This is a genomic window from Sporosarcina siberiensis (assembly GCF_042681925.1).
In the GTDB taxonomy this organism is placed as follows: domain Bacteria; phylum Bacillota; class Bacilli; order Bacillales_A; family Planococcaceae; genus Sporosarcina; species Sporosarcina siberiensis.
Genome location: NZ_JBHUGI010000024.1, coordinates 214,450 through 235,873 on the forward strand (window position 1 = coordinate 214,450; position 21,424 = coordinate 235,873).

Sequence of the window (21,424 nt, forward strand, 5' to 3'; positions counted from 1 at the left end):
GGATTATTGCATGTCAATCTTACAGTATTTTGAAGAACAAAAAAGCGGTACGTTACCCGAAAAATATCATGATCTTACACAAAATGAAATGGAAGTGCGAATTACTCAAATAAAAGAACAGTTAGGAGAGAAACTTTTCATACCTGGGCATCATTATCAAAGAGATGATGTTATTCAATTTGCGGATTCTGCTGGAGATTCGTTGCAACTTGCTCAAATTTGTGCGGATAATGAAAAAGCAGAACATATTGTTTTTTGTGGTGTTCACTTTATGGCAGAAACAGCTGATATTTTAACAACTGACAAACAAAAAGTGTATTTACCGGATATGCGTGCAGGTTGTTCGATGGCGGATATGGCAGATATATTCCAAACAGACCGTGCGTGGGAAGCACTTGAGAAATTATTTGGAGAGACGATTGTCCCTTTAACATATGTAAACTCAACTGCTGCCATAAAAGCATTTGTTGGGAAAAATGGTGGAGCAACAGTTACATCATCCAACGCACACGCAATGGTTCAATGGGCCTTTACACAAAAAGAACGAATTCTGTTTTTACCTGACCAACATCTTGGGAGGAATACAGCATTTGATGTAGGTGTTCCTCTAAATGAAATGGCGGTTTGGGATCCGATTAACGACAAGTTGGAATTTGAAGGATCTGTTGAAGATATAAAAGTAGTTTTGTGGAAAGGTCATTGTTCTGTTCACGAAAAGTTTACGATACAAAATACAATCGACGTTAGAAATCAATATCCTGAAATGCGAATCATCGTACATCCAGAATGTTCACGTGAAGTTGTAGCATTAGCAGATGATAGCGGATCAACAAAGAACATTATTGATAAAATAAACGAAGCAAAACCTGGTAGTCAATGGGCTGTAGGGACAGAAATGAACTTAGTCAACAGACTCATTAAAACACATCCGGACAAGCATATTATCTCATTAAATCCAAGCATGTGCCCGTGTTTGACGATGAATCGAATCGATCTTCCTCATTTGCTTTGGAGTCTAGAAGGTATTGTGAATGGTGAAACCATTAATCAAATTATTGTAGATGAAGAAACTACGAAGGATGCAATATTGGCTTTAAATCGTATGTTAGAAAGAGCATAAAGGTTCTGCTCATTTATGTGAACTAAATCAAAAGCATCGGTGCTCTATTATCCGATGTTTTTTGGTTATCCGAAATAAGCGCAATGAAATTTATGTTCATCCCATTGTGCTTGTGAAAAAGTAGATGCTAAAGATGTTAAGTGGTTAACACTAATTTCAATGCCATTTCCTGAACGCAAATATGTAAAGGAGTCGTTAGAATAATTTCACCATCTAAAACAACTTGGATGGGTCTGTCCGTTTGTATCTGAATTTCTTTACCTGTTTTATAGGTAACGCCTTTACCATGTATTGTTCTACCCTTTAAAAGAGCAGGAAAGGACCGACAAAGGACCGTCAAACGGTTTACATCACTTACCATTGTAATGTTCAGTAAACCGTCTGTAGGTGATGCTGTAGGACACACTACTAATCCTCCCCCATATGAAGTAGTATTGCCTATAGCAGTCAACCACGAATTTCGTAATGGGAATTCTTGTTCATCAATAATTACTTTCGAAGTAAAAGTTTGAAAGGACATAAGTGCGAAAATAGCGGCAATCGTATACACGGATGAGCCGAGTTTTAATTTATTTAAAATAGGCTTATAACTTGCATTATTTGCACGCTCTCCGATTGTTGCGTCAATGCCGACGCCGACAACTGTGATTCCGTATCTGCCATTCACTTTTAACAAGTCTACGCAAGTTGTTCTATTTTCAATGAGTTTTTTTACAAAAAGTTCTGGGTTTCTCGTCAAGCTAAACATTCGTGCAGTGTCATTTCCAGATCCTGTTGGAAAAATCGCTATAGGTACATGAGTGCCAGCACTTTCTTGAATGACAGAATTCACGGTACCATCACCGCCAATTATTACAATTGTTTTTATTTCGGTCGTTTTTAGTTGTTTTACAATAAAGTCGCGTGCTTCTATCTCTGAATTACTTAAAATAGCTTGATATTTTATAGTGGACGGAATCTCTTTCTCAATATCATTCCATAAAGGTACAGCTTTTCCATTACCCGATATTGGGTTAATAATAAATAAAAACAAAAACCCACCTCATCCCTTTTTCTGTGAAGCAGAATAAACACATGGTTATTAGACTGTTTTAATCATTTGATATACTCTGTATATACACTTATAGTATCCAACTTTTAAGGTACGATAGCAAACTAACTTTCATTGTTGGATGTGCAAATTACATTATAAATCAATTGATAAAACTTCAATATATTCTTCAATAATATGCTATCTTGAAGAATAGCAAGTTTGTACCTTAAGGCAATTTATTCAAGAATGGATAAAGGGGTGCTCAAAAATGAAGTTTGATGTGATTGTTATTGGGGCGGGACTTGCAGGACTTGTTGCAACTGCAGAGCTCGCAGATGCTGGAAAAAAAGTGATGTTATTGGACCAAGAACCAGAAGCGTCGATTGGCGGACAGGCATGGTGGTCATTTGGCGGCTTATTTCTAGTGAATTCTCCCGAACAAAGAAGACTAGGTATTAAAGATACTTATGAGCTTGCATGGCAGGATTGGCTAGGAACTGCAGGGTTTGATCGGGATGAAGATGAGGATTATTGGGGTGTGAAATGGGCAGAAGCCTACGTTAAATTTGCTGCAGAAGAGAAACGCGATTGGTTGCGTAAACAAGGAATACGCTTTTTCCCCGTTGTTGGATGGGCGGAGCGCGGTGGATATTTGGCTGATGGACATGGAAATTCAGTTCCTCGATTTCATATTGTGTGGGGAACGGGTCCTGCCATTGTAAAACCGTTTGAAGCGCGCGTTAGAAAAGCTATAACGGATGGGTTTGTTGAATATCGCCCACGTCACAAGGTGGACGAATTGAAAACGACTAATGGTACAGTTGTTGGCGTTAAGGGAGAGATTCTAGTTCGGCAACTCGAGGCCAAGCAAGTTCTCGCGAAGTTGCAGGTAAATTTGAATACTATTCAGAGTCCGTGCTTGTTACGAGTGGAGGAATAGGAGCGAATTTGGACTTAGTCAGGCAGAACTGGCCGGCACGTCTTGGTAAAGCTCCGGCAAATATGATATCGGGTGTTCCGGCACATGTAGATGGACGAATGCTTGCAATCACAGAAGAAGCGGGTGGACGAATAGTCAACAGGGACCGAATGTGGCATTACACAGAAGGCATAAAAAACTGGAGTCCAATATGGCCAATGCATGGAATTCGCATTTTACCTGGCCCCTCATCACTTTGGCTAGATGCGGAAGGGAAGCGTTTTCCTGCACCGAACTTTCCAGGTTTTGATACGTTAGGTACATTGGAAGCAATTCAGGCGACTGGGTACGATTATTCTTGGTTTATTTTAACGCAAAGTATTATAGAAAAAGAATTTGCGCTTTCCGGTTCAGAACAAAATCCTGACTTAACAAATAAAAGCATTAAACAAGTTTTACAACGAATTTTACCAGGTCCTACAAAACCAATTCAAGCTTTTTTAGATAAAGGTGAAGACTTTATCATTGCAAATACATTGGAAGAATTGGTTAATGAAATGAATAAGATTACGGACGAAAAGCTGTTGGATTTCAAAACGATTGAGAAACAAGTACTTGCAAGGGACCGTGAAATAGCAAATAAATTCACGAAGGACTTACAAATCACTGCTCTCAGAGGTGCAAGGAACTATATTGGCGATAAATTAATACGTGTTGCGAAACCGCATGAACTACTGAATCCCAAAAATGGACCATTAATTGCAGTTCGTTTGAATATCGTCAGTAGAAAAACGCTTGGTGGGTTGCAAACTGATTTATCGGGGCGTGTTTTAGGCTCGTCTGGAAATCCGGTTCCTGGACTTTATGCAGCAGGAGAAGTGGCGGGTTTTGGTGGTGGAGGTGTTCATGGATATCGTTCACTGGAAGGAACGTTTCTTGGTGGATGTCTTTTTTCCGGAAGACAAGTAGGTCGTGCACTGGCAAGCCTTTAGATAAGAATAGCTAGAGAAATGGGGAATCGATTTGATGAGATATACGGTGTTGTTTTTCCTCTCCTTGTTTTTAATAGGCGGTTCGCTTTGGATGTTGTTAGACTATTTTATACCAGGAGCTGGAGTATTAGGTAATGAAAAACTGACTGTTAACTTTTGGATGATCATTGGGAGTAGTATGTTGATTGGTGTTTTTAGTTTAAGACGTGCTTATCAGTTATATAAAATCGATACATTTAAAGGCTGATCTTAAGGAGACAAAGAACGCACAGAATCTATTGATTTTAGATTCTGTGCGTTCTTTATGTTAATGGATAAACACGATGACTATAAAGTAAGAAATCAGTGCGATTAGTCCAATAGGTACTCCGACTCGAGCCCATTCTAAGCTTGTAATGTTTAGTTTTCCGGCGGCGATAATGTTTGGAATATTGCCTGGTATGAGCATCCCTCCGCTGATTAATAAACCAAGTAATATGGCTTTTATCGTGACAGAATCCATAGAAGGACTGATTTCTGCGGCAGCTAATGTTGCATTATCGAGGATTGCTGAAATCATATTGATCCAATAAAGGATATATGGATTTAAATCAAGGAGGTACCTATTTATGAAAGGTTCGAATCCAGACCCAAGAAAGGTTAAAGCCATTACGAATACATAAATTTTAAAGCTTCGAACAATGATTTCTACGTAAGATTCCTTTTGATGTTTCAATTTTTTCTCCATGGACATTCTTTTAGGAGGAGTAACCATTAAACTCGATAAAAGCCCGAAAATTAAAACTCCAGGGATGATATCAACTGCCAGTAAGTTGAATAAATAAAGAAACTCCTCATTCAATTTACTTGTAGCAATTGTTGAGAGGGGTTCGCCAATTGGAGTAAGTACTGCACCAAGACCAATTGAATAACAAGCCAAAATTACAAGGCGGATTGTGGATTTTCGATCCAGTTGTAAAACTGTTACGAATGCCACAAGTACTATTGCTGCGATAATTGCTGTAATAACGCTAGAAATCAGTCCCAGTAGTATTACGAAAAGTCCTATAAATAATCTAAACGGCATTGCTTTACTTATGCTAAGAATTCCATTTTCGATTGGTTTTTGTAACCATCTAAACAAAAGCCCAGCAATGAGAACAGCTAGAGTGATGTTCACCGGATCTTCTAAAGCATTTAAAAGTAGTGTTTTGTTTAGTACTTGACTGACAAGGACGGCTGCAATTCCCATAATAAATAAAAACAATTCTAAATTTTTCTCTACAATTTTCAAAGTAAATGGCATGAATAATACACATAATAAGATAACTGTTAAGCCTAATATCATTGGTCGGCTCCTTTTCTTTTACTCATTATATCACTAGGGGAGAATTGAATATGAGAGTATTGTTGAATATATTTATTTGGAAATGTAAAAGTAAATACAATCTGGTTATCTTATTCATTCAATATCAGATTACTACTTTTAAGAGTTTCTCAAAATAAATTAATGAATAAATGTTTTAGAAATGGTTGATTAGTGGTATAAGTTAGATATGGAGGTGTAGCTGTATGAATTTAATGTACATAGCAATTTTTCTAATGGCCATCGCTTTTGCAATTGTTTCGATTTATATTGCTAAAATATTAGTCCGTGTCTCTTCTGTACTTTCAACTTTAGGTCTAACACTGGAAAAGGTTGAGAGCCAATTGGATGATTCAATTACTAATGTAGAGAGCATGATTATTGAAACAGAACAAACAGTTATGGATGTCGAGAGAAAACTGCTTGCCACGGAGGGTCTATTTACAATGGTGAGCAATATAGGGGATTCATCATTAATGGTGAGTGAGCAAATCCGAATCAGCACAAAGAGTTCTGCCCAAGATCCTAGACAATCAAGATTTAACCCGGTAGTTCGAGTAATTCAATTCGGAGAGTTTGCTTCAGTATTGTTTAGGTCATGGCATCGGGGCTCTAAACCCATTCGTTAAGGGGAAAATACTTTGAAAAGAGGGATGATTTATGGACTTATCTGGAATTGGCGTGTTGTTAATTGGAATTGCTTTTTTAGTTCTTGCTATTTTTCTTGCACGTGTTCTAAATAATATCGCTGGGGTTTTAAGCGGCGTTGGAAAAACAGTTGAACAATTACCGAATCAGTTGGATTCTATTTTTACTGAAACAGGAAACTTAATTCATAATAGTAATGATACTCTTGCTGATGTAAATGAAAAACTTGGAACGTTAACACCCATTTTTCATATCGTGGGTGATGTGGGAGAGTCAACACGTAAATTATCATCTGCACTCGTTGACGCAACTGCTTCTTCTACAAAAAAATGGAGTGATACGGATGTTGAAGTCCAAAACAAAAGAATTGGTGGAATATACGGGATCACGACACTGGGGTACTACATTCTTGGTAAAAGAAAAGAATTCAAAACAACATCCTTTTACGAAGAAGGTAAAGTTCGTGCAAATGAACTTAAACAAATAAAAGCAGATGCGCGGGAAGAAGCAAAAAGTAATCTATAAAAAAAGCTTGCAGCCGAAGTAAGTAAACTTCGCTGCAAGCCTTTTTTATTTAACAAGTTGTTCTTTGATGACTTCTTTTCTCTGTGATAAATAATAAACGAAAGCGAGTAGTCCATATAAACCTTGGAACCTTTTCCTTTGAGTGAATTCCTTAGCTTCTGATGTTTTCTTTTTAAGTGAAAATGTTTTCTCGAGAGCCATTTCAGAGAAATCTCTAGAAGCTTCACCGGCATCGTTAACTATTTGAAAGAGTGGATTTATATCTTTTACTTGATTGTTTACATTCACTAATGTTTCATTGCCTTTTTGGAAGACTTCAGTTGCTTGTCCTGTAACGTTGGTTAACATAGTTGGTAATTGATCTGTTGTTTTTTGTAAACTCTCTAGTACTGTAGTGAGCTTCATCAGTGGTTTTATTAAAACGAAAACGAGAATCAGAAATGCAATTCCAATGATTAATACCCCGATACCTAACCAGTCCATCTATTTCACCTCATTTCAATTCATTTGATAAAAAAATTAGTTGCGATGTTCAATTTGTTTTTGCGGCTCTGGCAATCTTTTTAGCTGTTTTTCTCTATTCATTTTTTTGCTCTTTTTAGTATCGGTTTGCTGAAATCGGTAATAAGCCCGAGCAAGTACTTCAGTAATAATGCTTGCTTGTTTCATGATTTTTACATGTTGTTCGGGAGGTGTTTTGATTTGATTGGAGACACTTTGAATAGATTCATTTAAATAGTGAGAAGAACTACTTAAATTTTTTGCCGATTGGCTTAAGCCGTTAAATGCTTCTAATTTGGTTTCAGCATTTTCAGCAATTTGATTTGTTTTATTCATAAGCTTCTCAGTTTCATCTGTTATACCGCCAATTTTTGTTTCAACCCTTTTTAGAGTTTCCGATACTTCGTTCATTGTTTTTTTTGCATTTTTCAATGTAATGACAATGAAAATGGCGATTAGTAGTAAAGATAATGCCGCTATAATTGCACTTACATATAAAAGTATTTCCATGATGAAGAACCTCCATTTCTTTTGAATTTTAGCATGTCTAACCTATATGTACCACTTTATAGGTATATTTAAACTGTATCTTCATTTTAAATATATTATTTCATAATAAATCAATTTGCTATGGGACTGGATTTACTTTACCATATATTTTCTTGTTTTGTTACAATAGTATTGAACTCTTGTGTTACAATAGTCTATGAATTTAGTTTACTTAAAAATTAGGTTAAAATAGAGGAATGTGAGGGTCTAGAATGAACAGAAATGTACGCGGGAAGATTAAAAGTTTTTCAATTGGATTACCAAAAAAGATGAAATATGGTGAAAACAAAGAAGTCGTGACCGCAATCTGTAAAGAAACTGTAGAAGAAGCTTATTTGGAAAAACAAGGATTTATCGGGGATGATGTTGCCGATTTAAGATTTCATGGAGGTCCTGATCGTGCGGTATGTGTGTATTCCTATGAACATTATTCTTTCTGGGAAAAAGAATTTGGTAGCTCATTGCCCTCTGCAGCTTTTGGTGAAAATTTATTGGTTGAGAATATGTTGGAACAAGATGTTTATATTGGGGATGTATTTCAAATTGGTGAAGCCGTAATACAAATTACGCAAGGAAGGGTGCCTTGTCATATTATTAATAAAAGGACAAGTAATGAAGCACTTTTAAAGAGAATGGTTGAAACAGGCTATACCGGTTATTTATGCCGGGTTATAAAAGAAGGTATGGTTCGCAATGACTCCGAAATTATTTTAATTGAACCGCATCCTAAACAAATATCCATAGATTTTGCAAATCAAGTATTTTTCCATAGACCTAAAGATATTGAAGGAATTCAGAAGATATTAGAAGTTGCTGAATTAGCTGAAGAGTGGCAGAAACCTTTGTTGAAAAGGTTGGAAAATTTAACTAAACCCGTATGAAGATTATAATTTAATAATAATATAATGGAAAAGCCTTTTTTATAAACCGTTAGTGACGGTATACTAAAAAGGCTTCTGTGTATTCTATTAACTTTTCTTTTTCATCAAAACAACCAGAGTGCATGAAAAAAACAAAACTGCTGTTCCAATTAGGTAAAGGACACTAAATAACTTGGTTGTTAGTTTGTCTTTGATTTCATAAGAAACGCCCATATTAATTAAGAAGTCTTTTTTTAATTCCGCCGGGGCATTTGAAAAAGCTTCTAGCAAAGAGGATTCCATTAAGATTTGCCGGAATAAGGAAACAGAATGGGAAACCGGGAACACTTTCACAATGGTTTGTAAGTATTCGGGTAAACTTCCAATTGGAATGTAAATACCAGCTAAAAAACCGATGAACGTTCCAATAACCATACTTGCTCCTGCAAAAGCATTTGATGTCTTTAATGAAGAAACCAAGAACAGTACCATCGATCCATTTGCCACGACTGAAAGTATGATGACTCCAAACACTTGCACTGTATTTCCGAACGATAAGATGGTTCCACCTGATAGTGATAGATAGATCGCAGCAACGATAAATGTGAAGGAACACATTAGGATTCCGACAAACATGGAACTCGTAATATACCCTCCAACAAGTTGTGGTTTTGAAATTGGGGAGGAGTTAAAATCCATATCAATTTTTAAAAAACGATCATCTACCAGAACACCAAGCGCTCCTAAAGTCGAGGTCATAGATGTGACTGCAAGTATTCCCGCTATAAACCAAGCAGTTAGTAATGGTTTTTTAGCTGGGAAGTCGGGAAGACCTGTCGACGTCATTTCCCCTAAGAAAAATACATACAAAGCAATAAGAATGAGCACAGCAAGAAGTGAAAAGAACACAGCTGTTTTGTCTCGGAAATAAAGAAAGATATTTCGTTTAGCGATTGCGAACACTAGAAACCATATCCTTTCCGGTAATAGAAATAAATACATCATCAAGACTGGACATTCGTACTTCAAAGGATGTAATTGATTGTTCGTACTTAGCTAAAATAGGTATAGCATCAATTGTTTCCTGGAGGTGTATGTGGAAGACTTGTTTTTCTTCACGAAAAGAGATACCTTCTGAAATAAATGCCTCTCTTAAATCATTATCCGCATTCGTTGTTAGGGATAATTGATGTGAGGAATAGGTGTTTTTCAATTGTTCAGGTGTACCCTTAGTAATGATTGACCCTTCCTTCATAACAACAACAAAATCAGAGTTCGCGGCTTCTTCGATGTAATGTGTCGTCAAAAAAATGGTCATATTTGATTCTTGCTGCAGCTGTTGAATCATTTCCCAAATGTACTTTCTATTTTGTGCATCGAGTCCAGTTGTTGGTTCATCTAAAATTAAAATCGTAGGCTGATGAATCAATGCACGTGCGATGTCGGCCCGCCGCTTTTGACCTCCAGATAATTTACCGTATCGTTGATTTAAAAAAGAAGTACAATCTACAATTTCGGCAACTTTTTCTATTGCAATAGTACGCTCTTTCTTTGATAAACCGTAAAAGGATCCACGAATATGTAAATTCTCTTTTACAGTGAGTAAAGAATCCAAAACACTTTCTTGGAACACGACACCAATTTCTTTTCGAATTGCATGATCATTCTTTCCAACAGTATAGCCATTCACAGAAATTTCACCTTTATCTTGTTTTAAAAGAGTTAGAATGATAGAAATCATAGTAGATTTACCAGCACCATTTGTTCCTAGAAATGAAAATAGAGACCCTTTTTCAACATAAAAACTAATATCATTAATGGCCATTACTTTTCCGAAAGATTTCGAAACGTTTTGAACCTCTATGATTTTATTCATCAATATTCCTCCTTATTTTTACTTTGTATTATAGAATTTATTTTCTGAGCACTTGCATGATTGCCTATAAAAGTAATTACAATTACAACGACATAAGTAAACAATCCAATTGTCACAACCGAACTAATATACAATGCTGTGAAGGGGTACATTCCAAAGTACTTTCCCGCAATCAAGAGAATTCCGATAACAATTACAATTTCTGAAATTCTTGAAAAAAAAGTACTTTGAATTGTTACAATATGAGTGATAAATATTAAAACCATAATACTAACGGATATAAATAACATACTTATCATCGTTTTTTCTTCAAACGATGGAAAAATATTTAGTAAACTGAACATTAGATAAAACAGACAGCTAAAAGTAAAAGAAACGCTACAAGCTGTTATATATACTAATATTTTTTTCATTGTATTCCCACCTCAATTCAAAAACTTTTCTTTAAATGATTTTACATAATGACGATTTACAATTACTTTTTCTCCGTTTACTAATAAAGCTTCAAATCTTCCGTTGAACAATGCCCGCACGCTTTGAATCTGCGAAATATTGACAATTAAATTTTTACTTATACGGATAAAACGCGTGTTTTTTACTATTTTTTCGATTTCATATAGCTTTAAATTACTTTCAAACTCATTTGTTAGTGTATAAAGAAATGAGTTGTTGTCAACGGATTCAATGTACAATAAGTCTTTGACTGGAATGGATTGTATTCGTTTCTGATTTTTACCGATTAAATGGATATCATGTTGTTGAATGAGTTCGATGAGTTGAGAAAGACGATCATCTATTTTTGGACAATGAATAATAATTTCAATATCTTTGTGTTCATCAGATTCTTTAATTGATAAGCGAATAAGTCACACACCCTTTTACTTGTTTCATATTGTCTAAATAGTATCATTAGCTCGTAACAGGAACAAGATTTCTAAAGTAAGCTGCATAGGACACAAGTCAAGATACATAAGGACATACTTTATGTGTGAAAAGAAACGGGATTAGGTCTGACCCTTTTAAATAATAGATAATTGACCTTTCAACAGCGATTCTTTTTACGTTACACTGAAAAAGAATAGAAATACATAAAATACAACATTATTGGAACTTTAGATATGAAAGGAATTGAGAAGTATGATGATTCAACGTGCACTTACAATAGCTGGTTCCGCAGCCCGTGGCGGTGCGGGGATTCAAGCAGATTTAAAAACATTTCAAGAATATGATGTATTTGGTACTTCTGTGATTACAGCCATTGTTGCGAGTAGTGAAAAAACTGGTACGGGGATCTTTCCTCAAACACTTGAAGCAATTGAAGCTCAATTATATACAATAGATAAAGACATTGGGATAGACGCTTTGAAGACAGGAATGCTATTCACAAAAGAAGTGATTAGTTACGTCGCAGACTGGATTGCAAAATCCAATCTGACAAATATTGTTGTAGACCCGGTTATGATAGGCAAGATGGGATCCGCATTACTACAGGAAGATGCAATGACGGCTATGAAAATGGAATTACTACCACTTGCAACAATCATTACGCCAAATATGCCCGAAGCATCTTACTTATTAGGTAATATGGAATTGAACTCAGTAGAGGATTTAAAAGTAGCGGCAAAAAAATTGCGCGAACTTGGTCCGAAGTACGTACTTGTTAAAGGCGGTCGATTAGTGGGTCCTGCAATAGACGTGTTGTATGACGGGGAACAATTTTACTTATTGGAAGCACCTCGAATCGACACAGTGAATACGAACGGTGCAGGATGCACATATTCTGCAGCGATTACAGCCGGGCTCGCCAAAGGTCTTACCGTACCTGAATCAGTAATTGAGGCGAAAAAGTTCATTACAGCGGCAATACGCTATTCGCTTAGTTTTAAAGATGGCGTTGGGCCAACATATCATGCGGCTTACGGAAAGTTTAGTGAAGATGATTGTACGGTTACTATAGTCAAAACTGAAAAATAGGGAAATAAAATATTGATGTAATAACAAGCTGAAATTAATTGAGAAACAAAATTCATATAAAAGAAATCTCCCACACTAAAATAGTGTGGGAGATTTCTCTTATTAAGATTCACTAGGTTTTTTGATTACTTTTGGATCCTTAACCATCAATGACAACAGTAGTCCGAATAATGCAATGTATCCAGCAACGCGAAAGGCGACATTGACCCCCTCTATAGCACCTGAAATCGACTCATTATCTGAGGCCGCCGTAATGGTTATGGCGACAAGAACCGCTGTCCCAACTGCACCTGAAATCTGACGAAATGTGTTGTTCATGGCGGTACCGTGAGAAATCAAGTGATTTGGTAGTTCATTCAAACCAAGCGTAGTAGACGGCATCATAACCATCGCAATGCCCATCATTCGAACTGCATTCAAGATAGCCAAATGTGTGAAGGTCGTTTCTTGCGAGAGATAAGCAAACATGAAAGTTGTAACTGTTAATATGATAAATCCAATACGTAACAACCATTTTGCTCCATATTTATCAAAAAGCGCGCCAGATACTGGATTCATAATACCCATGACAATCGCTCCTGGTAAGAGCATAAGACCCGAATGAAAAGCGCTGAATCCCAGTAGGTTTTGCATGAAGATAGGTAGGATAACAGTTGTTGCAATCATAGAGGCAAATACAATCATACCAAGTCCAGTTGCCAAGCCGAAAATTCTATACTTGAAGACACGAAATTCAAGTATTGGTTCATCCAATTTTAACTGTCTTTTAATGAATAAAAAGAGGGTAATCGATCCAATAATTAGAGCGACCCAAACGTTCATGTGAAGCCATCCGGTATTACCCGCAATACTAAATCCGTAGAGAAGGCCACCAAACCCTAGTGTGGAAAGAACGATAGAAAGGTAATCCATTTTGGGATTGGTGAGCTCTGTTACGTTTTTGAGTAATATAGAGGCTGCAATAATAATTATGAGAGCGATTGGTAAGACAACATAAAAGACACTTCTCCATGCGAAATGATCTACAAGATAGCCCGATAAAGTCGGTCCAATAGCCGGTGCAAATGCAATAACGAGCCCAAACATACCCATTGCTTTTCCTCGTTGTTCAATCGGGAACAGTAGGAACATGATCGTTTGTAATAGTGGCATCATAATACCTGCGCCCGCACCTTGAAAAACCCTCCCTATTAATAAAAACTGGAAATTAGGGGAAACCGCGGCGATGAGCGTTCCAAAAGCAAAAATGGACATTGCGGTCAAAAATAATTTACGTGTTGTAAATTTACCAATTAAAAATGCTGTAATTGGAATCATAATTCCGTTAACGAGCATAAAAATCGACTGCAGCCACTGAACAGTACTTTCGGAAACAGACAAGTCCTTCATAATAGGGGGCAAAGCCGTTGCAAGAAGGGTTTGGTTTAGAATCGTAAGAAACGCACCCGATAACAAAACGACCATCAATGGAATATTCTTTTTGAGTTCAAATGTTTGTGAGTTCGCCATCGGAATTGCAACACCTCAATTCAGTTTATATTTGCTGAAACTATTACCATTGTCATTGAATACTAAACAAAAGCGTAAAAAATCTATACTTTATGCTGAACAAGAAAATCAGTTTGTTCAATTGACATCGAAGTACCAATTTAACAGTTTTTAGCAAATCATTCAAGAAATCACTGTAATATATCCTATATCCCTAGATAGAAAAATTATATTGATGTTAAAGACTACTGAATACGAACTTTAATGAGAATTTAAAAAAGGAATTGAAGATTATTAAAAATATCTAATTACTTCTTTATTATTCATTTCCTATTTTATTGCAACGTCCGTATAATAAAAATAAGTACAAAAAAAGACCATTAGATGGATTTGAACTCTGAAGATTGGAGGAAATGCAATGAAGCGCATTAAATCGATAGTAGAATGGCAGTCATTATTGAACTATTCTACGGAGCAACCTTTTCTTCTCTTTAAAATAAGTATGACCTGTTTCAGTAGTTTGTCGGCAAAAAAAGAATTACAAACATTAGTAACGGATTTGCCAATATATGTAGTCATTGTGCAGATGGATAATAAAGTTTCAAAAGCCATTGAAAGTGATTTAAACGTAAAACACGAATCACCACAACTCTTGATTTTAAAAGATGGAAAAGCAATTTGGCAAGCGACCCATTATCACATTAAAAACACGATTGTAACGGAAGCAATTGAAATGTATTGTTAAGGGTTTTGTACATGAGCGCCGAAAAAGTCCTACAAGCGAATTCAAGCATCTGAAGAATTAAAATGTAGGATCATAAATTCGACATGGCATGAGCGGCACGATCACGTTCTTATAAATATAGAGTTTATTAAGCGGAGAATAACTAAAACAGTTAGATAGGAATTGATGCAATGTTAAGAAAGAGGTTGCTATATCTACTCTTTATGATTGTGACTTTAGGATGTTTTATTTGGTTTCAAAACAATTCGATTTCCACAAGTCAGACGGTTGTTCCGTTAGAAAACCTTCCTGTTGGTTTTGATCAATTTAAAATTGTACATTTGTCTGATTTACATAGTAAAGAATTCGGGGAAAATCAGCAACCTCTCATTAGAAAAGTCAACGGACTTCATCCAGATATTATTGTGTTTACCGGAGATCTTATCGATTCCAACAGGGTGGGTGATGATGCGAGTCTGATTTTAATGGAGGAACTGACGGCCATTGCTCCAGTGTATTATGTTTCGGGAAATCATGAATGGTGGTCTGGAGCGTTCAGTTCGTTGGAACAATCATTAAATGATTTAGGGGTGCAAGTTTTAAGAAATGAACATGACACCATAGCAATAGGAAATGACAAAATTAGTATTTCTGGAATCGACGATCCCGCACATGACGGGAGTGGTTGGTCAGATGTAGAGATAGTAGAGGGAGACATTGGAATGTTAAAAGAGGAACTTGAAGAACACACTTTTTCCATTCTTTTAACTCATCGCCCAGAACTGCTAACACTCTATGCTGAATCTGGGTTTGATATGGTTTTTGCTGGTCATGCACACGGCGGACAGGTAAGACTTCCCTTTATCGGTGGTTTAGTCGCGCCGAACCAAGGGTTTTTACCAAACTATACCGCCGGGAAACATGAACTGGGTCATACTGTCATGATAGTCAGTAGAGGACTAGGGAACAGTATTATACCCTTAAGACTATTCAATCGACCGGAGATTGTGGCGGTCACATTGAAAGCAGTGAACAATTAACCTACTAGTACTATAGGGGGTTAGTTGAGGAAGTTAATACTTTTTATTTTATTCGCCATAAATTTAGAAATTAAATTTATTATAGAGCACGATAATGGCAAAGCTTTATGTTAAATCATTATATTAACCCTTTAGGTATGTAAAACATATGATGTTTAAACTATTATTACTTGGAGGAGTTGCAAAATGAATAATTATTACAATCCGCATCTTTATTATGTTGTACCGATGTGTAATTATGGAAATATGCCTGTTCCTGGTCATTGGGCTATGTCGAATGGAAGGGATGCAAATTATTATACAACGTATCCAAACATCCAAAGCAATACAGGAGACGTGTCACTGGATCAGGGAAAGGAACCTTTTGTAGTTAATATTAATCAAGCGTCACGACAAAACAATACTTTTCGTACCGCCATATGGACTGGAGATAACCTGCAGATTACCTTGATGAGTATTAATGTTGGGGAAGATGTGGGCTTAGAGTTACATTCTGATGCAGATCAATTTCTTCGTATTGAAGAGGGTCAGGGACTTGTTCAAATGGGAAAGGATAAAGATGATTTAAGTTTTGTAAGACATGTATTTGATGACTCTGCAATTTTCGTGCCTGCTGGTATCTGGCATAACCTAACCAACATTGGAAATATTCCACTTAAGCTTTATTCGATCTATGCCCCACCTGAACATCCATTTGGGACGATTCATAATACAAAAGCGGATGATATTGCAGCTGGAGGTAATTGAAGACAGCTAAAAGTTTAAAACAACAAGGCACATATCCTGATATACTGGATATGTGTCTATTCTTTATTAAGCCAAAATTTGAAAAGTTAGGCTTGTAAGGACTTGCCTCTTTCCACTTCTGCTGTAGTCATGTAAAATAGTTACTGTTGTTGAAAGTATAGATATATTATGAAAGTGTTTTTTTATTTGGACTAATTGTGTGATCTAAAATAAAAACAATTTAAGTGTTTTCGGATGAAGGATTAACCTTGCATCCTATAAAGAGAGGAATTGAATTTGAAAGTGAAGGATAATTTTTGGCTTGATTTACCACGACCATTTTTTATATTAGCACCGATGGAAGATGTCACGAACATTGTGTTTCGTCATGTTGTAGCTGCTGCAGCAAGCCCGGATGTTTTTTTTACAGAGTTTACGAATACTGAAAGTTATTGTCATCCAGAAGGGATTTTTAGTGTTCGTGGTCGCTTGACCTTTACAGAAGATGAACAACCTATGGTGGCTCACATATGGGGAAATAAACCCGAACACTTTCGTGAAATGAGTATTGGTATGGCGAAACAAGGATTTAAAGGTGTCGATATTAATATGGGATGCCCTGTGCCAAATGTGGCAGCAAAAGGTAAGGGAAGCGGACTCATTCGTTACCCAGACAGTGCTGCGGAAATTATACAAGCTGCAAAAGCTGGAGGATTGCCCATAAGTGTGAAGACTAGGCTTGGTTACACAAGTTTAGACGAGTGGCGTGGTTGGTTGACGCACATATTGGAACAAGACATCGCAAATCTATCCATTCATCTTCGTACAAAAAAGGAAATGAGCGTTGCGGATGCACATTGGGAGCTGATTCCAGAAATCAAGAAGCTCCGTGATGAAATTGCGCCAAATACACTATTAACAATCAATGGAGATATTCCTGATCGTAAAACAGGAATGGAGCTCGTTGAAAAATATGGTGTCGACGGTATTATGATTGGACGAGGTATATTTAAAAATCCTTTCGCCTTTGAAAAAGAACCGAGAGAACATAGCAGTGAGGAATTGCTCAATCTCTTAAGATTGCAGCTAGATCTTCATGATAAATATTCAATTGAATTAGAGCCACTTCCATTCAAACCACTTCGTCGTTTTTTCAAAATTTATGTTCGCGAGTTCTCAGGAGCTGGAGAATTGAGAAATCAGCTGATGAGTACAGAAACGACAGATGAAGTTCGAGCAATGCTCTGTGAATTCGAGCAATCAAAAAATAGTTGAACGAATTGACAGAGTTCGTCCGTTAGGTCTGCTGTACTTCGATCTTGCGTATCACACGATTTATTCACAAGATTTTATTACTCAGTTATCCTGACAAAATCAAATTTATTCAATGGGTAGATTCTAAGTCGAATAATGCTGGGATGTCAATCAGGATTTCATACCGTATAATATGTGTAAAGCATTTTTCCAATCTGGTAATCTGTGTTTTTCAACACTTATTATATCGGATTTTGGGGAGTGTTTTTTTATCATTTTACACTTAGTTCTGCAATTGCCATTAGGTATTAAATGAATCGCGCCAGTGCATACAATACAAATCAAAATTGTTCCCGTTTTGAGAACAAAAAAGATTGTAATAACAAACACAATTGTTTTTTACAAAAAAAAGCAAAAAACACTATAATTATATGGGTGAAAATGATTTTTTCTTTAGAATAAACTATTTTATATACTTAATCTAAAGTATTATAGACATAAGCCGATAGTCTAAATGTGGCGGTGTGAATAAAATATATCATTCAGGAGGAAAGTCATGCTAACCATTCAATCACTAAGCAAACAGTTTATAAACGGAATTTGGAAAGACGGAGCAAGTAGAAAGCATCTTACAAACATCAATCCTTATAATGGAGAGATTTTATCCACAATTGCTATGGCGACAACAAAAGATATTGATCATGCATATCAAGCATCTTTTGAGGCTCAAAAAGAGTGGGAGAAAGTAAATGCATATAAAAAAAGAGCCATTCTAGAAAAAGCCGTTACATATATTGAAAATCATGAAGAAGAAATTACAGAGTTGATTATTAATGAACTGGGTGCTACAAGACTAAAAGCGGCGTTTGAAATTGGGCTCGTTAAGAATATAATTAAAGAATCAGCGACGTTTCCATTAAGAATGGAAGGGAAAATTCTACCTTCCATCGAGGATCAGAAGGAAAACAGGCTGTATCGTATTCCCGTTGGTGTTGTTGGAGTTATTAGTCCGTTCAATTTCCCGTTCTTTCTATCCATGAAATCTGTAGCACCTGCGCTTGGTGCAGGAAATGGTGTTGTGCTTAAACCGCATGAAGAAACACCGGTTATGGGAGGCACATTAATTGCAAAAATATTTGAAGAAGCAGGTTTACCAGCAGGTCTTTTAAACGTGGTTGTTACGGATATACATGAAATCGGGGATGCTTTCATAGAACATCCGATTCCTCGAATTATTTCATTTACTGGCTCTACAAAGGTAGGGAGCCATATTGGACAAGTTGCTATGAAGAACTTTAAGAAGCCGATTCTTGAATTGGGAGGTAATAGTGCATTTATCGTAATGGAAGACGCGGATATCGACTATGCTGTTATAACTGCAACTTTCAGCCGGTTTACTCATTCAGGCCAAATTTGTATGTCAGCGAATCGTATCCTCGTACATGAAGACGTTTATGATGAGTTTACTGAAAAGTATAAACAAAAAGTATCTTCATTGAAGGTCGGCGATCCAAGAGATTTAGAAACAGTTATTGGCCCTGTGGTGAACGAACGTCAGGCTGGTAATTTAGGATTGTTGATCGAGGAAAGTATTACACAAGGCGCTTCTATTATTTTACAAGGAGCCATCGAATCTAACTTAATGGAGCCAACAATAATTGGTAATGTAACACCAGAAATGACAATTGCTCAAGAAGAATTATTTGGACCTGTCGTATGTGTTATGTCTTTTAAAAATAAACAAGAAGCAATTGATATTGCCAACGATACACGTTTTGGTCTGAGCGGGGCAATCCATACTGCAAACGTAGAAACCGGTGTAGAAATGGCGAAGAAGATTCATACAGGAATGATTCATATCAATGATATTACGATACATGATGAACCAATCGTAGCGTTTGGCGGAGAAGGACAGTCAGGAATCGGACGATTAAATGGCCAATGGAGTCTAGATGAATTTACAACGATGAAGTGGATTTCTGTAAGCTATGGTCAACGACAATTTCCATACTAATGAAAAGAGGAGAATACTTTGAACATAGCGAAAAGAGATACAAGTGAAGAAATTCTAGATGCATTTATTAAAATTGCTCCTTATTTGAACGAATTAATTCAAGATGATATTACCATTGGCATTTATGATACAAATAAATTGCTGTTAAATATACCAGGAAAAACTTTTGCATTAAATGTTCAGAAAGGCGATCCTTTACTTCCAGGTGATATTGTGACAAATGCACTTCGTGAAAATCGTAATAAAAGTGCATTGGTCCCAAAAGAACTTTTCGGCTTTCCTCTGATTGCTAGGGCCATTCCGCTTCAAGATGAAACAGGAAAAGTAATTGGCGGAGTTGGCGTAGGAACAAGCCTTGAAAAATCAAATGATTTATTTGTGGTCGCGGAAAGCCTTTCGGCAATTGTAGAAGAAACTGCAGCTTCACTCGACGATATCGCTTCCTCTGTTACAAAGTTAGCGGGTCAAGTGGAAAGTGCTTCAGATGTTATTTCTCAAGTGACGGCAGGGGCTTCAGAAATCGGAAAAATTTCCACTGTTGTTCGCGGTATTTCAGATCAAATTAATTTACTTGGTTTAAATGCAGCAATAGAAGCGGCAAGAGCCGGCGACCATGGAAGAGGCTTTTCCGTTGTATCAAATGAAATCCGAAAACTAGCAGCGAACTCTAAAGAAAACGTCTCGCAAATTGATCATGTAACAAAAAGTATTAGTAATTCTATAATGGAGCTAAATGAATCTTTCGCCGCCATCAATGAAGTAACGACCAATCAAGCGGCAACTATTCAGGAAATTTCCGCGACTGTTCAGGAAATTAGCCGTAATGCACACAATCTTTCCAAAATGGCTGATAGCACTCGCTCCGTTAAATAAACTATAAAATCGGTTTTAAATACAGATGAAAAGACCTTACTATTTATTTGGTAAGGTCTTTTGTGAACCGAGAGAATTACGTTATAATCTAGATTCTATAACCGTGGGAGCGAAATGGTTTTTGTGATACTCTGTCCTATAAGTCTGTTCATAAATGTAGTTGATACAGGTATAATTATAAACTGAAATTGAGTTTATAATTGGAACAAAGGAGGCGATGAGGATGAAAGAGATTTTATTGAAAGGAAAGCAAGTCACGCTAAGAGAGATGACAAAAAGCGATGCTCATGATCTCTATGAAGTTGCTCAAGACGAGCGAATTTGGGCTCATATGATGAATCGAATGGAAACTCAAAAAGACATGGAAAGTTACATTAATGCAGCTCTAAACGCAAAAGAACAAGGAAGTGAGTATCCCTTCGTCATTATTCATAATGAAACTAATAAGATCATCGGATCGACACGATTTATGGATATCAATTTGGCCCATCAACGGTTGGAAATCGGAAACACTTGGCTTAATCCTAAGTTTTGGCGAACACCAGTTAACACTGAATGCAAGTATTTGCTGTTCAAACATTGTTTTGAGGAATTACATTTGAACCGTGTGCAACTGAAAACAGATCATGAGAATATTCGCTCCCAACAAGCAATCAAGAGGATTGGTGCAAAAAAAGAAGGAATACTTCGCAATCATATCATTCGGGTAAACGGAACGATTCGCCATACCGTAATGTTTAGTGTAATTAAAGAAGAGTGGCCGGAAGTGAAAAAAAGCATTGAGTTAATTTTAGAAGAAGCCCATAAATAATAACTGTGTACAGATTCCATTGATGCAAACTTCAATATATATGTACAAATCACTGATGTTCTTTATTTACGCTCTTTTAAGCAGATAAATCTGATTCGCTACCATTCCAGCGGGTCTTTTTTTATTCCCAAAGATAAATGGTAGGATGATTA

At 36.5% G+C, this 21,424-nt stretch carries 22 protein-coding genes and 1 pseudogene; 14 read left to right on the forward strand and 9 right to left on the reverse strand.

Features of this window, described 5'->3' with window-relative positions; all coding sequences use genetic code 11:
* The first annotated feature begins 10 nt into the window (after window positions 1-10).
* A complete protein-coding gene (gene nadA / locus ACFSFY_RS09010; RefSeq protein ID WP_381537323.1) occupies window positions 11-1,120 on the forward strand; it encodes a quinolinate synthase NadA in 1,110 nt (369 codons plus the stop codon).
* 136 nt (window positions 1,121-1,256) lie between these two features.
* On the opposite strand, the gene ACFSFY_RS09015 is transcribed toward nadA, so the two are convergent.
* Window positions 1,257-2,153 carry a diacylglycerol/lipid kinase family protein gene (locus ACFSFY_RS09015; RefSeq protein WP_381537325.1) on the reverse strand — a complete coding sequence of 299 codons (897 nt, stop codon included), beginning with the start codon at window positions 2,151-2,153 and terminating at the stop codon, window positions 1,257-1,259.
* Window positions 2,154-2,421: 268 nt separating this feature from the next.
* On the opposite strand from ACFSFY_RS09015, the pseudogene ACFSFY_RS09020 reads away from it, so the two are divergent.
* Window positions 2,422-4,064, forward strand: a pseudogene (locus ACFSFY_RS09020) (FAD-binding dehydrogenase).
* A gap of 31 nt (window positions 4,065-4,095) precedes the next feature.
* A complete protein-coding gene (locus tag ACFSFY_RS09025; RefSeq protein WP_381537327.1) occupies window positions 4,096-4,311 on the forward strand; it encodes a hypothetical protein in 216 nt (71 codons plus the stop codon).
* Window positions 4,312-4,371: 60 nt separating this feature from the next.
* Here the strand turns inward: ACFSFY_RS09025 and ACFSFY_RS09030 are convergent, their stop codons facing one another.
* A complete protein-coding gene (locus tag ACFSFY_RS09030) occupies window positions 4,372-5,391 on the reverse strand; it encodes a DUF1646 family protein (RefSeq protein ID WP_381537329.1) in 1,020 nt (339 codons plus the stop codon).
* A gap of 224 nt (window positions 5,392-5,615) precedes the next feature.
* On the opposite strand from ACFSFY_RS09030, the gene ACFSFY_RS09035 reads away from it, so the two are divergent.
* Both ACFSFY_RS09035 and ACFSFY_RS09040 read left to right on the forward strand, forming a co-directional pair.
* Window positions 5,616-6,038 (forward strand): DUF948 domain-containing protein, encoded by a 423-nt coding sequence (locus ACFSFY_RS09035; RefSeq protein WP_381537331.1) that lies wholly within the window; start codon window positions 5,616-5,618, stop codon window positions 6,036-6,038.
* Between the two features lie 31 nt (window positions 6,039-6,069).
* Window positions 6,070-6,582: a DUF948 domain-containing protein gene (locus tag ACFSFY_RS09040; protein ID WP_381537333.1), complete on the forward strand. Its 513-nt coding sequence runs from the start codon at window positions 6,070-6,072 to the stop codon at window positions 6,580-6,582.
* Between the two features lie 45 nt (window positions 6,583-6,627).
* Here the strand turns inward: ACFSFY_RS09040 and ACFSFY_RS09045 are convergent, their stop codons facing one another.
* Window positions 6,628-7,065: a DUF948 domain-containing protein gene (locus ACFSFY_RS09045; RefSeq protein ID WP_381537335.1), complete on the reverse strand. Its 438-nt coding sequence runs from the start codon at window positions 7,063-7,065 to the stop codon at window positions 6,628-6,630.
* Between the two features lie 36 nt (window positions 7,066-7,101).
* A complete protein-coding gene (locus ACFSFY_RS09050) occupies window positions 7,102-7,593 on the reverse strand; it encodes a DUF948 domain-containing protein (protein WP_381537336.1) in 492 nt (163 codons plus the stop codon).
* Between the two features lie 308 nt (window positions 7,594-7,901).
* Here ACFSFY_RS09050 and ACFSFY_RS09055 point away from each other — a divergent pair, with 308 nt between their 5' ends.
* Complete coding sequence (locus ACFSFY_RS09055; RefSeq protein WP_381537337.1) at window positions 7,902-8,513, forward strand: MOSC domain-containing protein; 612 nt, start codon at window positions 7,902-7,904, stop codon at window positions 8,511-8,513.
* A gap of 87 nt (window positions 8,514-8,600) precedes the next feature.
* On the opposite strand, the gene ACFSFY_RS09060 is transcribed toward ACFSFY_RS09055, so the two are convergent.
* From ACFSFY_RS09060 to ACFSFY_RS09075, 4 genes are read right to left on the reverse strand one after another with little or no spacing between them, the layout of a single operon-like run.
* Window positions 8,601-9,455 carry an ABC transporter permease gene (locus tag ACFSFY_RS09060; RefSeq protein WP_381537339.1) on the reverse strand — a complete coding sequence of 285 codons (855 nt, stop codon included), beginning with the start codon at window positions 9,453-9,455 and terminating at the stop codon, window positions 8,601-8,603.
* Complete coding sequence (locus tag ACFSFY_RS09065) at window positions 9,439-10,368, reverse strand: ABC transporter ATP-binding protein (protein WP_381537341.1); 930 nt, start codon at window positions 10,366-10,368, stop codon at window positions 9,439-9,441. Before ACFSFY_RS09065 ends, ACFSFY_RS09060 begins: the two co-directional genes overlap by 17 nt.
* Window positions 10,368-10,781 (reverse strand): hypothetical protein, encoded by a 414-nt coding sequence (locus tag ACFSFY_RS09070; protein WP_381537343.1) that lies wholly within the window; start codon window positions 10,779-10,781, stop codon window positions 10,368-10,370. The genes ACFSFY_RS09065 and ACFSFY_RS09070 overlap by 1 nt, the downstream gene beginning before the upstream one ends.
* A gap of 12 nt (window positions 10,782-10,793) precedes the next feature.
* Window positions 10,794-11,231, reverse strand: coding sequence for a LytTR family DNA-binding domain-containing protein (locus tag ACFSFY_RS09075; RefSeq protein ID WP_381537547.1), 438 nt, complete (start codon window positions 11,229-11,231; stop codon window positions 10,794-10,796).
* 274 nt (window positions 11,232-11,505) lie between these two features.
* On the opposite strand from ACFSFY_RS09075, the gene thiD reads away from it, so the two are divergent.
* Window positions 11,506-12,342, forward strand: coding sequence for a bifunctional hydroxymethylpyrimidine kinase/phosphomethylpyrimidine kinase (gene thiD / locus ACFSFY_RS09080; protein WP_381537345.1), 837 nt, complete (start codon window positions 11,506-11,508; stop codon window positions 12,340-12,342).
* Window positions 12,343-12,444: 102 nt separating this feature from the next.
* Here the strand turns inward: thiD and ACFSFY_RS09085 are convergent, their stop codons facing one another.
* The gene (locus tag ACFSFY_RS09085; protein ID WP_381537347.1) at window positions 12,445-13,851 is read right to left on the reverse strand and encodes an MDR family MFS transporter; all 1,407 of its coding nucleotides are present in this window, start codon (window positions 13,849-13,851) and stop codon (window positions 12,445-12,447) included.
* Between the two features lie 397 nt (window positions 13,852-14,248).
* Here ACFSFY_RS09085 and ytxJ point away from each other — a divergent pair, with 397 nt between their 5' ends.
* From ytxJ to ACFSFY_RS09120, 7 genes are all read left to right on the forward strand, one after another.
* Window positions 14,249-14,575: a bacillithiol system redox-active protein YtxJ gene (gene ytxJ / locus ACFSFY_RS09090; RefSeq protein ID WP_381537350.1), complete on the forward strand. Its 327-nt coding sequence runs from the start codon at window positions 14,249-14,251 to the stop codon at window positions 14,573-14,575.
* A gap of 170 nt (window positions 14,576-14,745) precedes the next feature.
* On the forward strand, window positions 14,746-15,594 hold the full coding sequence (locus ACFSFY_RS09095; RefSeq protein WP_381537352.1) for a metallophosphoesterase: 849 nt from the start codon (window positions 14,746-14,748) through the stop codon (window positions 15,592-15,594).
* 186 nt (window positions 15,595-15,780) lie between these two features.
* Window positions 15,781-16,341 carry a cupin domain-containing protein gene (locus ACFSFY_RS09100; RefSeq protein ID WP_381537354.1) on the forward strand — a complete coding sequence of 187 codons (561 nt, stop codon included), beginning with the start codon at window positions 15,781-15,783 and terminating at the stop codon, window positions 16,339-16,341.
* 282 nt (window positions 16,342-16,623) lie between these two features.
* Window positions 16,624-17,595 (forward strand): tRNA dihydrouridine synthase, encoded by a 972-nt coding sequence (locus ACFSFY_RS09105; RefSeq protein ID WP_381537549.1) that lies wholly within the window; start codon window positions 16,624-16,626, stop codon window positions 17,593-17,595.
* A 535-nt stretch (window positions 17,596-18,130) separates the two neighbouring features.
* A complete protein-coding gene (locus ACFSFY_RS09110) occupies window positions 18,131-19,588 on the forward strand; it encodes an aldehyde dehydrogenase family protein (protein WP_381537356.1) in 1,458 nt (485 codons plus the stop codon).
* A gap of 18 nt (window positions 19,589-19,606) precedes the next feature.
* Window positions 19,607-20,461 (forward strand): methyl-accepting chemotaxis protein, encoded by an 855-nt coding sequence (locus ACFSFY_RS09115; protein ID WP_381537358.1) that lies wholly within the window; start codon window positions 19,607-19,609, stop codon window positions 20,459-20,461.
* Between the two features lie 223 nt (window positions 20,462-20,684).
* The gene (locus tag ACFSFY_RS09120) at window positions 20,685-21,272 is read left to right on the forward strand and encodes a GNAT family N-acetyltransferase (RefSeq protein WP_381537360.1); all 588 of its coding nucleotides are present in this window, start codon (window positions 20,685-20,687) and stop codon (window positions 21,270-21,272) included.
* The last annotated feature ends 152 nt before the right edge of the window (window positions 21,273-21,424 follow it).